At 68.4% G+C, this 14,343-nt stretch carries 9 protein-coding genes; 1 reads left to right on the top strand and 8 read right to left on the bottom strand.

Features of this window, described 5'->3' with window-relative positions; genetic code table 11:
• The first annotated feature begins 28 nt into the window (after positions 1-28).
• The gene (gene secA2 / locus EAX62_RS10210) at positions 29-2,314 is read left to right on the top strand and encodes an accessory Sec system translocase SecA2 (protein ID WP_121901550.1); all 2,286 of its coding nucleotides are present in this window, start codon (positions 29-31) and stop codon (positions 2,312-2,314) included.
• Between the two features lie 90 nt (positions 2,315-2,404).
• Here the strand turns inward: secA2 and EAX62_RS10205 are convergent, their stop codons facing one another.
• From EAX62_RS10205 to EAX62_RS10175, 8 genes are all read right to left on the bottom strand, one after another.
• Positions 2,405-3,361: a DUF4349 domain-containing protein gene (locus tag EAX62_RS10205; RefSeq protein ID WP_158600629.1), complete on the bottom strand. Its 957-nt coding sequence runs from the start codon at positions 3,359-3,361 to the stop codon at positions 2,405-2,407.
• A gap of 194 nt (positions 3,362-3,555) precedes the next feature.
• A complete protein-coding gene (locus EAX62_RS10200; RefSeq protein ID WP_158600628.1) occupies positions 3,556-4,179 on the bottom strand; it encodes a TM7S3/TM198-like domain-containing protein in 624 nt (207 codons plus the stop codon).
• A 65-nt stretch (positions 4,180-4,244) separates the two neighbouring features.
• Positions 4,245-4,604 (bottom strand): hypothetical protein, encoded by a 360-nt coding sequence (locus tag EAX62_RS16715; protein ID WP_158600627.1) that lies wholly within the window; start codon positions 4,602-4,604, stop codon positions 4,245-4,247.
• On the bottom strand, positions 4,604-6,691 hold the full coding sequence (locus EAX62_RS10195; RefSeq protein WP_407703318.1) for a DNA gyrase/topoisomerase IV subunit B: 2,088 nt from the start codon (positions 6,689-6,691) through the stop codon (positions 4,604-4,606). Before EAX62_RS10195 ends, EAX62_RS16715 begins: the two co-directional genes overlap by 1 nt.
• 183 nt (positions 6,692-6,874) lie before the next feature.
• A complete protein-coding gene (locus tag EAX62_RS10190) occupies positions 6,875-7,072 on the bottom strand; it encodes a DUF7455 domain-containing protein (RefSeq protein ID WP_121901546.1) in 198 nt (65 codons plus the stop codon).
• A 94-nt stretch (positions 7,073-7,166) separates the two neighbouring features.
• Positions 7,167-8,015: an NAD(+) diphosphatase gene (gene nudC / locus EAX62_RS10185; protein WP_121901545.1), complete on the bottom strand. Its 849-nt coding sequence runs from the start codon at positions 8,013-8,015 to the stop codon at positions 7,167-7,169.
• Positions 8,016-11,171, bottom strand: coding sequence for an ATP-dependent DNA helicase (locus tag EAX62_RS10180; RefSeq protein ID WP_158600626.1), 3,156 nt, complete (start codon positions 11,169-11,171; stop codon positions 8,016-8,018).
• A complete protein-coding gene (locus EAX62_RS10175) occupies positions 11,168-14,284 on the bottom strand; it encodes an ATP-dependent helicase (RefSeq protein ID WP_121901543.1) in 3,117 nt (1,038 codons plus the stop codon). The genes EAX62_RS10180 and EAX62_RS10175 overlap by 4 nt, the downstream gene beginning before the upstream one ends.
• Between the last annotated feature and the right edge of the window lie 59 nt (positions 14,285-14,343).

Here is a 14,343-nt window from a genome sequence, read left to right as displayed (position 1 = left end):
CCCGCGCTGCGAGCCCCCGGGCATCTGCATGAGGGACTGGCTCGAACCTGTTCGCGACTGGTTCCACCAACGCCCGGCGGCGGCCGAGGTCGCGGCACTGGCCGCCGTCGTGCGTGCATCCGGGGCGAGCAACTTCGAGGACTGGAGCGAGGATCAACTCCTCGCTGCCTCGCGTAAATTGTCCGTGGACACCCGCGTGGGTCTGGCGGCCTACCTCGCCATCTCCCGCGAACTGGCGGCCCGCACCGTCGGCCTGCGGCCCTTCGACGTGCAGTTGCAGGCAGCCGCTGCCATGCTCCGTGGGGTCTCGATGGAGATGGACACCGGCGAGGGCAAGACACTGGTGGGGGCCATCGTGGCGGCCGGCCACGCACTGTCCGGCAGTATCGTCCACGTCCTCAGCGCCAACGAGTACCTGGCCCGCCGCGACGCCGCGTGGATGGCACCGTTCTTCGCGTCACTGCAGCTCACCGTCGGCGTGGTCACCGCGGACACCACCCCCAGCGCGCGGCGTCGGGCCTACGGGGCCCACATCACCTACGTGCCGGTCAGCGAGGCCGGCTTCGACATCCTGAGGGACCGACTCGCCCATGCCGCGACCGAACGCGTCAGGTCCACAGCACGGGTGGCAATCCTCGACGAAGCCGATGCGGTGCTGCTCGACGAGGGCCGGACCCCGCTGGTGTTGGCCGGCGAATCCGACACTGCCCCTGCGGGCCCCACCGCGTCCATAGGGGAGATGGTGGCCACTCTGGTGCAGGGCAGGCACTACGAGGTGGACGTGGATCGCAGGTCCCTCCACTTCACGGACGAAGGCTTCGTCGCACTGGAGGAATGGTTCACGGGCGTGGACCTTTTCGGTGACGACCACGAAGTGCTGGCCGAGGCACACGTGGCACTGCACGCCGAAGTCTTGCTGGTGCGTGACGTCGACTACGTCATCCGTGGGGGGCGGGCCTGGATGGTCAGCCAGGCACGGGGACGCATCGAACAGCTCCAGCGATGGCCGGAGGGGCTCCAGTCCGCCATCGAGGCCAAGGAGGGGCTGTCCCCCAGTCCGGCACTCGACGTGCTGGACCAGATCACCATGGCCGACCTCCTGGGGGAGTATCGCAGCGTCGTCGGCATGAGCGCGACGCTGGTGCCGGCGTCCGAGGAACTGCAGGAAACCCACGGACTCAAGGTGGGCCGTCTGCCGCCCAACGAACCGTGCGTGCGCCAGGACGAACCCGGTCGCCTGTTCCGGACGGCAGCCGAACGGGATGCCGCTGCCCTGGACCTCCTCGTCGACGCCCATGCGACGGGTCAGCCGGTGCTCGTGGCAACCCAGTCGGTGGCCATGTCCGAGGCGTTCGCGGCCCGCGTGGTGGACATCGGGTTGCCCGTGGCGGTCCTGAACGCTCTCAACGACGAACGTGAGGCCACCATCATTGCCCGCGCTGGGGAGCCCGGTCGCATCACCGTGTCCACGCAGATGGCCGGCCGGGGCACCGACATCCGCCCGTCGCACGAATCCCGAACTTCGGGAGGGCTGCTCATCGTCGGTCTCGGCATCTTCCCGAGCAAGAGGCTCGAGGACCAGATCCGGGGGCGCTCCGGCCGCCAGGGGGACCCGGGACGCTCTGTGTTCCTGTGGGGCCTTGATGACGAACTCATCCATCAGGCGGCGCCCGGGCACAAGGATCCCCAGCAGGTGACGGTCGTGGGGGAAGTCCTCGACCCCCGCCTGCGTCAACTCCCGAACCACGCCCAACAGGTCAGCGACGGAGCGCACGCGAGCCTGCGGGGACTTACGCAGCGCTACGGGCGACTACTCGGCCTCCAACGACGCAAGCTGCTCGGCCTTCGTGAGGAGTGGCTCACGCAGGACACGTCGATCCTTGAGGTCCTTTCCCACGATTCCGCCCTGCAGGAGCGGCTGTCCGACGCTGTGTCCGAGGCGGAAATGGTGCGAGCCATGCGGAGGGCCCTGCTCAGCAGCGTGGACCGTGCGTGGAGCGAGCACCTTGGGTACGCCACATCTGTTCGGGAGGGCATCCATCTCAGGGTTCTGGTGAAGGAGGACCCGCTGGATGAGTTCAACCGCATCCTGGCCAAGGCGTGGCCATCCATCGTGCCGGGAAGCATCGAGAACGCCCTGCGGATCGTGGCCTTGGCGACGGTGAGGGACGGCCGGCTGGACCTGGAGGGTGCCGGGCTGCACCGGCCGAGCGCCACGTGGGCCTACACCGTCACGGACAACAGCCTCGGCACCGAAGGTGAACGCCTCGCGAAGGCCCTGTTCAAGAGCATGCGGTTTCCGCGGCGCTTCTGACTGACGTGCGCAGTGGCGGACGTCACCACCGGCTCCCTGACGGCGACACCGATGACAGGGCAGAGGAGCAGCCACCCACGTGGAAACCGGTCACTCCTCCGGCGTTGCCACTGCCTCCGTGACCGTGGAGGCAGTGGCAGGAGACATCCGCCCCGCCCTGGCGCGACGGCGCCGCATCAGTGCACGGATGACGAGGAACAGCACGCCACCCACGACCCACACGGGTGAGCTCGCGATCAGGAACGTGAGCAGGCCTGTCATGAGCGCGGCAGCGCCCCGGATGCCGGTGGTGATGGCGCCGACGAAACCCCATGACTCGCCGCCGGGCCGCACAACCGCCAGCGGCTCCGTGAGTTCGACGGTGACCGTCGCCATCGCCGCCTGCCGTTCAAGGTAGGTGACCTGCGCGTCGAGGGACTCGATCTCACCGCGCACCCGTCCGAGTTCCTTCTCCACGGCCAGCATGTCCTCGACGTTCTTGGCCGCGTCGAAGAACTCCCTGAGCCGCACCTCCTGCGCACGCAGGTTCTTCAGCCTCGCTGCAAGGTCCAGGTGTTCCTGGGTGACGTCGCTGGCGGCCTCCGACTGGAACTTCACGACCCCGAGTTCAGCGACGGCGGCGATGAAGTCCTCGTAGTCCTTCGTGGGGACCCGCACGGTGACCCAGCCCCGCAACGCGGCACCGTCGCCCTCAGGGACACCGTTCTCGTTGTAGCGATGGACCCACTCCTGGCTGTCGGTGGCCACCTGGAGGTCCGATACGGTCCCGGAATGCGTGCGGGTGAGTTCGCGGATCTGGTCGACGGCCGTGGGAGTCTTCTCCACTTCCAGGCGCAGGGTCTTGGTGCGGATGATGAGCCGGCCCTCATCGCCCACTGCATCCTCGCCGTTCTCCTGGGGTAGTCCCATGCCGCCACCGTCCCGGGCGGGGAGTTGTTCCCCCACGGCCGGCATGTTCGAACCACTGCTCGCGCTGCAACTGCCCAGCAGCGCTGTGGTGAGCAGCACGGCAACACACGCCATGAAAGACGTCAACCTCGTGATCATCACAACCCCCTCGCTGGAGCGCTTCATGTCACAACACCACAGATGTGGGGGCGGCGCGGCGATGCGGGGTCACGATCTGACAACGATCGATGATCACATCACAGCGGTGACCGGGCGACGGTCCGGGTCAGTGTCAGTGTCGTCGGCCGTCGGCGGCGGGGTGTCCCCCGCAACGGCGTCAGCCGATCCCGTCATCACGCCCCCCATCCCGCCTTCATGGGTTGCGTTCGGGAGGAGCGGGACTGTGAAACCACCCCTGTTGCAGCCAGCATCGCGTACATCGCCGCCCACCACCACCGCTGCTGGGTGATGACAGTGCGAACATCGCTCACGGCGAAGTCGGCAGCCTCCGCCGCGCCTGTCACGAGCATGAGACCGACGACGATGGCGCCAGCGCCTGCCAGAGCCGTCAACACCACGAGCAGGGCATCGGGCAGGTTGGTGACAAGTGCGACCACGGCGAGTACCACCGCGGCCGCAACGCCCACGACGTGGACCAGGGTGGGGTCAGAGCCCAGCCCAATGGCGAGGGCAGCGCCGAATCCATACCCGATCGATCCCATCGTGATGGCAACGGCGAGCGCGTAGAACGCATGCGCCAGGCCTGCCATCAGCAGGGCCAGCACGATCCCCACGAGCCACCCCACCCACGTCGCAAACGGCGACGAACCGGTGAGCGCCGACACGAGCGCGCCACCCAGGGCGAACCCCACGAAGGCACCCCACACCGACAGGATGACCCGGACAGCGCTACGGCCGAGGAAACACAGGAAGAGCCCTGCCACGAGGGCAATCAGCCCGACGACCGCATCTGACATGGCCTCAGGATACTCAGGCGCCGCAGGCCACACGACGGCATCCGTGAGCGCCGTTGCGCGCGGGGTCAGTGCTTCCCGGTGAGCACGGTGATGATCCCCACCGGGACCATCCACAAGAACAGCAGCAACGCCCCGAACACGGCGCCGCCCAGCACCGCCTGCGGTGCCCAGTCCGTGACGCTGCCGATGAACAGCCAGCAGGCGAGAGCAAGGCTCAGCCACTGCCCACCCAGCCACAGCGGCCATGTGCGTGGCCGGGCCAGATAGCACCACAGTCCACCCCACAGGGCGGGCAACACCACCACACCCACCACCCAGGAGGCCGGAAATTTCCCGTGGAACTGGGCGAACGGCACGATGATCCCCCACACAAGACCGACTGCGAAGGTGGCGATCCCCACCCGCAGCAGCCCCTTCGGCTCCATCAGGCGTCGATCCTGTCCGACTCCAGCGAGTAGGCGCCCTGCACGATGAACTGCTTACGGGGGGCCACGTCGTTGCCCATGAGCATCTCGAACACGCGGTCCGCCTCGGCGCCGTCGTCCACCGTCAGCCGCCGCAGCGTGCGGTGGCGGGGACTCATGGTGGTGTCCGCCAACTGGTGTGCGTCCATTTCCCCGAGACCCTTGTAGCGCTGCGGTTCCTTGAAGGCCTGTCCCTTCTTGGTGAACTCGGCCACCTTCCGCTGGTACTCCGCATCGGTGTAGGTGTACACGTACTTCTCGTAGCCACGCTTGGGTCTGATGAGTTCGAATCGGTGCAGCGGTGGGACGGCGGAGTACACCTTGCCGGCCTCCACGAGCGGGCGCATGTACCGGAAGAACAGCGTTGCAAGGAGGCACCTGATGTGGGCTCCGTCGGAGTCGGCATCGGCCATGAAGATGACCTTGCCGTAGCGGGAGGCGTCCAGATCGAACGTCCGTCCGGAACCGGCGCCGATCACCTGGATGATCGAGGCGCACTCGGCGTTCTTCAGCATGTCACCGACCGACGCCCTCTGGACGTTGAGGATCTTCCCGCGAATGGGCAGCAGTGCCTGGAACTCGGAGTTGCGCGCCACGTTGGCGGTGCCCAGTGCGGAGTCGCCCTCCACGATGAACAACTCGCTGCGCTCACCATCCGGTGTGCGGCAGTCCTTGAGTTTCGGCGGCAGGGTGGAGGACTCCAGGGCCGTCTTGCGACGCTGGTTCTCCCTGTGCGCCCTCGCCTGCACCCGGGTCCGGGATGCGCCCACCACCTTCTCCATGAGCGTGCGTGCCACAGCCTTCACGGAGGCCTTGTTGCTGGTGAGGAACTCGGTCATCTCCGCCTCGACGATGCGGGCCACGAGCCTCTGCACGGGTGGCGTACCCAGCACCTCCTTGGTCTGCCCCTCGAACTGCGGCTCAGCCAGGCGGACGGTCACCACCGCTGTGAGGCCCTCGTGGCAGTCGTCCTTGATGATCTCCTCGCCGCTCTTGAGGAGACGGGTCCCCTCCAGTGATTTCACGAAGGCGCGCGTCAGTCCCCGCTCGAATCCCTGGACGTGCGTGCCTCCCTTGGGCGTGGCGATGATGTTCACGAAAGACTTGACGGCCGTGTCGTAGCCGGTGCCCCATCGCACGGCGATGTCCACGTCCAGGATCCGGTCCACGTCGGTGGCCGTCATGGCACCCGTGGCATCCAGCATGGGCACCGTCTCGGTGAAGGTGTCCTGCCCCTGGAGGCGCAGCACGTCGGTGAGCGGTGCGTCGTGTGCCAGGTAGTCGGCGAACTCCGTGATGCCGCCGTCGTGCTGGAACGTCTCCGTGACGCCCTCGCCCTGGCGCGCATCGGTGACGTCAATCCGGAGGCCCGGCACCAGGAACGATGTCTGACGCGCCCGGTCCTGCAGGTGGGAGATCGACAGTTCGGCGTCGGCAAGGAAGATCTGCTTGTCGGTCCAGTACTGCACGCGGGTGCCGGTGACGGCCTTGTTCACACGCTTGCCCTTGCGGAGACCGGACTGGGGCGTGAAGGGGGCGTCGGGGCCTTCGCCGTCGAAGACACCGGGGACCCCCCGGCGGAAACTCATGGCCCACACGGCGCCGTTGCGATCCACCTCCACGTCAAGTCGGCTGCTGAGGGCGTTCACCACGGATGCACCGACGCCGTGGAGGCCACCCGTGGCGTTGTAGGAGGAGTTGCCGAACTTACCGCCAGCGTGCAGCTTGGTGTAGACAACTTCCACACCACTCAGGCCGGTGCGCGGTTCCTTGTCGACGGGGATGCCCCGGGCATGGTCGACAACCAGCACCGAACCATCGGCTCCGAGCGTGATCTCGATGGACTCGCCGTAGCCGGCCAACGCCTCGTCGACGGAGTTGTCGATGATCTCCCACAGGCAGTGCATGAGCCCACGGGTGTCGGTGGAGCCGATGTACATGGCGGGGCGCTTCCGCACCGCCTCGAGACCCTCGAGGACGAGGAGGTTCTTGGCCTCGTAGTCCCGTGGGGCGTGGGCAACGTTCGTTCCGGTCTGCACGACGCCCACAATATCCAGCCCCCACGACAATCGCCCGTTGCACGCGCGGGCAGTGCACGCATCGGCCCCACGCAACGAGAGACACACCCGCCAAACCACCCACCACCGCACCCCGAAGGGCTGCGCGAGGAGGTGAACACTGAAAAGGGGACCCACGTGTGACGTGGGTCCCCTGTTGTTGTCAGCGGTGAATCAGGAGCGCAAACGATTCGTCTCGTCCTGAATACGCTCAGCAACCTGGGTCAGCTTGTCGCGGTGTGCCGCAGCGTGGTGAGCGCAGAACATGAGTTCGCCCCCGCTACGCAGGATCACCCGCATGTACGCCTGTGCGCCACACCGGTCGCAACGGTCCCTGGCGGTCAGGGTGGGATCGACAATAGTCTCAGTCATGCTCGCCTCTCACTCTCGTTGGGTCTTCGAAGGCTACAACGTGCGGCAATCGTTGTTTGTTCCCGCCGCGCAAGGGTTATCGGTTCGTGATCAGTCAGTCCGGTCGTGGAAGCGTACCGACAAGCCAACCCTCTATCAGCTGACGTGCGATGGAGGTGCTTCCCGGAAGTTTGACCTCGCCCTCTGCGAGCGCCTGCTGGAGCTCGCTCCGACTCCAGAAACGCCCCCAGGCGATCTCGTCACCGTCGGGATGCACGGTGAGGTCACGGGTGGTGGCCACGAACCCCAGCATGAGCGAGCGGGGCATCGGCCACGGCTGCGAGGACACGTAGGCAACGCTGTCGAGGGCCAGTCCCACCTCTTCGGACACCTCGCGGAAGCACGCCTGCTCCAGCGACTCCCCCGCCTCGACGAACCCGGCGATGATCGACATCCGTTCCGAGGGCCACGCGCTGTGCGAGGCCAGGAGCAGCCGATCGTCCGGGTCGAGCACCGCGACGATGATGGCGGGGTCCTGGCGCGGGAACACCATCAGGCCGCAGGACGGGCAGACGCGGCGCACACCTCCCGCGTCGGGCACCGTGGCGGCGCCGCAGCGTTCACAGTGCGGCGTCATGGCGTGCCAGCGGACGAGTGCCACGGCGGAAGCCACCGGTGCCTGCCACGGATCGTCCACCTCCCGCCACGTGGCGGAGTCTCCCTGCTCGATCTCGAGCACCGGCCGGGCGAACCAGGGCCTGCCGTCGAAGCTACCGAGCAGGATGTCGGAGGCCCGTCGCCCGTCGCGGGGTGACAGTTCCACGGGGAGGGACCCCACCGCGGAGAACCGCCCCTGGTCGTCCACCTCGAGGACGAACGCGTCCTGCCAGGCGGCGTCCAGGTCCGCGTCACCGCGGACACCCACGTTGCGCTCCAGCGCCGACTTGCCCATCCAGTGGTTCACTCAATCCTCCTCCGCGACCGCGAGCGCCTCCCGAATGAGTGACGTCGGCGCCTCCACGAGGCTCAACCGGTCCGCCAACACATGGTAGAACCCCGCCCCCACTCGTGCGACGTCGATTCCCATGGCCTGTGCCCAGGCCTGCCGGTACACCGCCAACTGGAGAGGATCGGCGGGCTGGTTGGAGGTCTTCCAGTCCACAACGAGGTGGTCGAACTCCTGAGCGTCCCAGTCGTAGACGGCGTCAATGCGGCCCCGCAGCACCTGGTCTTCCCAGCGCAACAGGAACGGCACCTCAACGCCTCGTGGGCTGCGCTGGCCGAACTGTCCCCGCTCGAACGCCTGGATGAGGCGGGTCAGGCCGGGTGGCTCCGCGCCACGGTGCGGCTCGAGTTCCTCGAACGAGGCCGTGGAATCGAAGCGACGCTGCACCCAGTCATGGAAGCGCGTCCCGAGGGTGGCGGCGGCGGAGGGCCGTCTGGGCATGCGCCGCAGCAATTGCTGTGCGAACGCGGAGGGGTCGCGGTGCATGGCCATCAGCGCAGTGGCAGACAGGCCCTCGGGGAGCGCCACCCGGCGTGCCCGCCGGCGGGACTGCTGCTCGATGAGCAGGTTGGCGTCCTCGTCCCATCCTCGTAGAAGCGCAGCGTCCGCCGGACCGGCGGTGCCCGACTGCCACACCCACTCGTCGTGCGCCTCCGTGGTGGAGCCGTCGTCGAGCAGTCGTCCCGCCTCCGCCACCAGGTCGGCGGCCACGCGTCGTTCCGCCACCCGCGACGGGTCGAGCTGGAGTGGCCAGTGGGCACTGATCTCGGTGGTGGGCACGGGGTTCGTGTCAGGCACCTGAGCCTGCGCCACCTGCGCCCGTGTCCGGGCCTGTTCGATGATGGTGAAGTAGGCGGAGGGCTTCCGCTGGTTCTTCAGCCCGGGAGGCCAGGCATGCATGCTGGCCACCAGTACCTGCTTGGCTCGAGTGAGCGCCACGTAGGCGAGCCTGTCCTCCGATGCCCTGTGGTCAGCCTTCGAGTCGGCCTTGAAGCCGTCGATGCCCTTCTTGGAGTACTCCTCCAGCTGCGGGATGCCCTGGGCGTCGCCGCGCAGTGGTGATGGGAGGCTGGCGGCCCTCGTGGGCCAGATCCCTCCGCGATCCCCGGCGGGGAAGTAGCCGTCACCGAGCGCGGGGAGGAATACCGTGTTCCACTCGAGGCCCTTTGCACGGTGGATCGTGAGCAGCTTCACGGAGTCCTCGTCGCTGGGGACGGCCTGTTCGAGCCCGACGCCATGGTCGTCCTCGGCCTCCAGCCAGGCGAGGAGCCCCGACAGGCTCCCGTCGCCGTCGACGTCCACGTAGTCGCTGATGGCCGTGATGAAGCGGGCCAGCTGCGACGTGTCGCCACCATCGCGTGCGAGAAGTTCCACCTCCAGGCCCAGCCGCGAAACGATGCGCCGAACCAGGTCCACCACCGGTTCGTGGGCGTGGCGGCGGAGTTCGGCCAGTTCCCTGCCGAACTCCGTGACGCGGGAGCGACCGCTAGGGCTCAGCGTGGCCTCGCCGGGGTTGTTGACGGCGTCGAGGAGCGACGCCACTTCTGCCGGATCGGCCTCGGTCATCACCTGCGCCAGCTCGTCGGTGAGTACCCCGTGGGCCTCGGCGATGCGGTGGTCACCGACGAGGTCCCGCGCGCGTCGCCCCAACGCTTCGAGGTCGGCCAGTCCGAGGCGCCATCGGGGGCCGGACAGGACGGCGGCGACGTCGGGGTTGGCAGCGACGTCGTCGAGTATCCGGAGCGTGGCGACGATGGGGGCCACCTCGGGCAGGTGCAGCAGGCCACCCAGGCCGACGATCTCGGTGGGGATGTCCCGGTCCCGGAAGGCCTCGAACACGTCGGCGAGGGTGCTGTTGCGGCGTACCAGCACGGCGATGTCGGGCCATGGCGTGCCCTCCGAGCGCCGCTGGATGACCTCCCCCGCCAACCAGTCCAGTTCCTCGTCCTGCGTGCCGAAGCGCATGGCCTCGACCGTGCCGGCAGGGGTGCTCGGTGGCGCCACGAGCTTGACGCCGTCGCCCCCGTCGAGGGAGGAGGCGACGGTGTTGCCCACGTCAAGAATCCGTTGGCCACTGCGTCGGTTGGTGCGCAGCGTCAGGCGTGGCGCCGGGGAGCCGTCAGTTCGTGGGAACAGCTGCGGGAAGTCGAGGATGTTGTTGGCCGCAGCGCCCCGCCACCCGTAGATGGCCTGGTGGGGATCACCGACGGCCATGACGGGGAATCCCCTGCCGGTGGCTGGATCGTCCCCGGAGAACAGGGTGCGCAGCAGGATCGCCTGGGCTGCGGAGGTGTCCTGGTACTCGTCCAGCAGGACCACCTTGAAACGGGAGCGCATCGCGGCACCCACGGCAGGTGCTGTGCGCGCCAGCTGCACGGCTCGCCGGAGCTGGTCGGCGTACTCGACGAGCCCGAGGCCCCGTTTCAGTTCCTGGTAGTCCGAGACCAGCGTGAGTAGTTCCAACCGTTCGTCCAGAGCAGCCAGCGAGGCACTGACGGCGGCGGTGTGCTTGCCGCGCCACAACGGCGCCGCGTCGAAGGACGCAGCAGCGCGTCGGGTGAAAGCAACCACGTCTCCCGGCTCCACGAGGTGCGACTGCATCTGTGCGTCGAGTTCCAGCACCCTCTCGGGGATGCTCGCGTGGCCCAGCCGACTGATGCTCTGGAACGGGCCGGGCGCTGCTGCCACGGCACGGGCCGCCAACCGGTAGCGGGAAGCCCCCGTCAGCATGACGGGGTCGGTGTCGAGGCCGATCCGCAGGCCGAACTCGGACACGAGCCGCGCCGCGAAGGAGTCGTAGGTGAGGATCAGTTCGGCTCCTTCCGTGTCGTCACCCGTGAGGACCCCGGCGTTCTCCAGCGCGGACGCGACGCGCCCTGCAAGCTCAGCAGCGGCCTTGCGGGTGAAGGTGAGTCCCAGAACCTCCTCAGGGCGCACCTGCCCCGTGCCGACGAGCCAGACCACGCGGGCGGCCATGACGGTGGTCTTCCCGGTGCCGGCGCCCGCGATGATGACGGCCGGCTCGAGGGGGGCCGTGATGGCGTCCAGTTGCTCGTCGGAGAAGGGGACGCCGAGCACCGTGCACAGCTCCTCACGGTCGCGCAGTGTCCTCACGCCCCCACCTCGTTCTTGCCTGCGTGCAGGGCAGGGCATGAATCCGCGAACTGGCAGAACCTGCACATGCTGCACTGACGGGCGTCGTACTCGCCTGAGTCGATGATGGCCACAGCCTCTGCCAGTTTGTCGTGCACCCACGTGGGGCCCACCACCAACTCGCCCTCGGGGGCGGGGACGTCGTCGATGGATGATTGTTCCCGCACCTCGGGCAGTGTGTCGCCGTGCCGGAGGAACAGCAGGCTGGGTGGTGCCACCGCCCGGACGCCCGGTGCCACGTGGTCGAAGGCGCCGCACTGCGCCGCCAGTTGGTAGACGCCCAGCTGCTCGAACCCCGCCATGTCCTTCACATCCGGCATGTGCTTGCCGGTCTTGATGTCCACCACCTTGAGGCGTCCATCCGCCAGTTCGAGCCGGTCGACGGTGCCGGTGAGTTCCACGGCCCTGCCCCTGACCTCGAGGGGGACGCTGAACTTCTCCTCCACGGCCAGCAACTGGTGGGGGTTCGTGTCGTGCCATTCGCAGAATCTGGCCAGTGCCGCCCCGATTGTCACCCGTTCGGTGGCGGACAACCACTCAGCCTCGAACGGCACCTTGTGCCAGACCCTGTCGAGCTCTCCGGTCACCTCCTCCAGCGTGAGGTGGTCCGTGGCGACCCTCTGCGCCAGCAGGTGGACAACGTCCCCGATGGAGGCGCGTGTGGCCCTACCCGCCTCCGCCCCCACCCGGGACGAGAGGAACCAGTGACGAGGGCAGGCCAGGAGCGCGCCCAGCCTCGACCCGGACAATCTGATGGTTTCCGGACGGGGTGCCGCGACGGTGGACAGCTCCCGCAGGCCCCACCACGTGGCGGGGTCCGCTGAGGTGAAGGGGCGGGAACCGTCGGCGTCCTCCACAGCCGCCAGTCGCGCAAGCCGCAACGCTGCAGCTCGCCTGAGTGCCTCGTCCCGGGTGGGGTCGGTGGCCACCCGGCGCAGTTCGGCCACCAGCGAGGCCGCCGTCAACCGCTGCAGTGGACGGCCGTGGACACGTTCCGGTGCGACACCCAGTTCGTGAAGGAACCGGGAAGGCCTGCCGGACTCCCCCTCGATCCCCTGGGCGGAGCTGACGTGCAGTTGCTCCGCCGCCCGGCTGCACGCCACATGGAACAGCCTGCGCTCGTCACCGAGCTGGCCGGCAACCTCGGAATGGATCTGGTCGTCGGCGAGCCGACGCGGGTCGAGCAGGAGACCGCGCCGCGCCAGCTGTGGCCACCGCCCCTCGGCGACGCCCACCACCCACACCCGGCGCCACTGTCCCCCGTGCGCCCGGTGCGCCGTCAGAAGACGCACCCCACGCCCCACGAGATCCAGCTCGCGTCCCGTGTCCGCGGGGATGTCCTGGCCGGCGATCTCTGCCGCGAAGGCACGGGCACCGGCGCCCCCGACGAGATCCTCACGTCGCTCGGCGAGGTCAAACAACTCCACCACGGAGTCCAGGTCATGGTTCGCGCGCCGCGAACCACCGAGGGCGGCGCGCCGCAGCTGTTCGGGCCACGGCGTGCCGTCCCACAGGCTCCACAGCGCCTCCTGCACGGGTCTGCCCTCCTCGAGGAGACCAGCGGCACGCCCCAGGAGATCCGCGAGTGCACGGGCAGCGGTTGCGTCCTCACCCTCGATGCCCTCCAGCAGCAACGGCTCGGAGAGGCTGCGGCCGAGGAGTTGGGCGGAATGGCCCTGGTCCGGGTGTGCGGCCCGCAGCGCCCTCCCCAGTCGCCTTGACGCGACGCTGTCCATGCCACACAGCGGTGACGTGAAAAGCCGGTGGGCCTGGTCCGGGTCCGGCCGTCCCCCGCTGGCAGCCACGGCAAGCCCCAGCAGGAGAACCTGGACGGCCATCTGCCCGGCCAGTGGAACCTCGTCCCCCGCCACCTCGACGGGGACACCGTAACGGCTCAACTCGCGGGCCATGACGGGGAGCTGTGCCCGTCCCGAGCGGACGATGACGGCGAGATCCGACCAGCGGAGGCCGTCGGTGAGGACTGCGTGACGCAACTGCTGGGCGACGTGAGCAAGCTCGGCGGGCTCGTCATCGAAGACGCGGCAGGCCACGAGCCCATCCGGGCCCGGAGCCGGAGTGGGCGTTGTGGGGGCGCCGGTGGCGTCCAACCGCAGACGCAGGGCGTCGAGGGCCCCGCGGATGGCCGGGGCGTTGCGGAAGCCGTCACGCAGAACGAGCGTGGTGGCACCGGGCACAGCGGTGAGGATCCCCAGTGCATCCCCGGTGGCACCCCGGAACGAGTTGGTGCGTTGCTGGGGGTCAGCGAAGGCGTGGAGTGGCACCCCCATGTGCGCCAGATCCGCCAGCAGTCGCGCCTGGGCGGGATCCAGCTCCTGCACGTCATCGGCCACCACGGCATCAAAGCGGGATAGGACACTGCGCTGCACGTCCTCCTCCATGAGGAGCAGCCGGGTGCGATGCACCAGCTCCGCGTAGTCGAGGGTCCCCTCGAAGTCAGTGACCGTGAGGTACTGCTCGAAAAAGCGTGCGGCGTCGGCCAGCAGTTCATCGCCGGAGTCGCGCGCAAGCTCCTCCATGAGCACCGGATCAAGCCCGTGGTGACGTGCTCGCGACAGCAACTCCCGCATCTGGCTGGCAAACGCCCGCGTCGGCGCCGCCTCACGAATGTCCTTGGGCCAGAAGTCCGCTGGCAGGCCCGCCATCAGCTCTCGTATCCGGAATTCCTGCTCCGGCGCCCGGAGCAACCGGAGGTCAGTGTCAGGCTCCGCCATGTCCCGCAGGAGGCCGAGGCTGAAACCGTGAACCGTGGTCACCCGAGGGGACACCTGCGCCCTGTCCACACGACGGGCGATCTCCCGGCGTACCAGCTGCGCGGCGGACCGTGATGCGGCCAGCACCACGATTCTTTCAAGAGATCCTCCCGCGGCCAATCGGGCCGCCACGGACTCCACGAGGGCCAGGGTCTTGCCCGTGCCGGGACCCCCCACCACGAGTCGCACGCCGGGGGCCGGATGCGCCGCCACCCGTTGCCAGGGCACAAGTGTGGGCAGTTCTGCAGGCCTCTGCCGCACCAGCTGCCAGCCCTGCGTCGTCGTCTCGTTCACAGGTCCCATGCAAGCAGTCCGGGCCGACACTTTCACCTTTGTGAGGCACAAATCGCGGCGCCGTGTGC

Source organism: Tessaracoccus antarcticus (assembly GCF_003688855.1).
In the GTDB taxonomy this organism is placed as follows: Bacteria; Actinomycetota; Actinomycetes; order Propionibacteriales; family Propionibacteriaceae; genus Arachnia; species Arachnia antarctica.
This window is presented reverse-complemented; position numbering and strand designations above follow the sequence as displayed.

What these genes read in the sequence shown, in the direction of transcription:
- EAX62_RS10200 (WP_158600628.1), bottom strand. Translation starts at nt 4,179, where the DNA reads ATGTCAGATGCGGTCGTCGGGCTGATTGCCCTCGTGGCAGGGCTCTTC.
- EAX62_RS10205 (WP_158600629.1), bottom strand. Translation starts at nt 3,361, where the DNA reads ATGATCACGAGGTTGACGTCTTTCATGGCGTGTGTTGCCGTGCTGCTC.
- secA2 (WP_121901550.1), top strand. Translation starts at nt 29, where the DNA reads ATGAGGGACTGGCTCGAACCTGTTCGCGACTGGTTCCACCAACGCCCG.
- EAX62_RS16715 (WP_158600627.1), bottom strand. Translation starts at nt 4,604, where the DNA reads ATGGAGCCGAAGGGGCTGCTGCGGGTGGGGATCGCCACCTTCGCAGTC.
- EAX62_RS10190 (WP_121901546.1), bottom strand. Translation starts at nt 7,072, where the DNA reads ATGACTGAGACTATTGTCGATCCCACCCTGACCGCCAGGGACCGTTGC.
- EAX62_RS10175 (WP_121901543.1), bottom strand. Translation starts at nt 14,284, where the DNA reads ATGGGACCTGTGAACGAGACGACGACGCAGGGCTGGCAGCTGGTGCGG.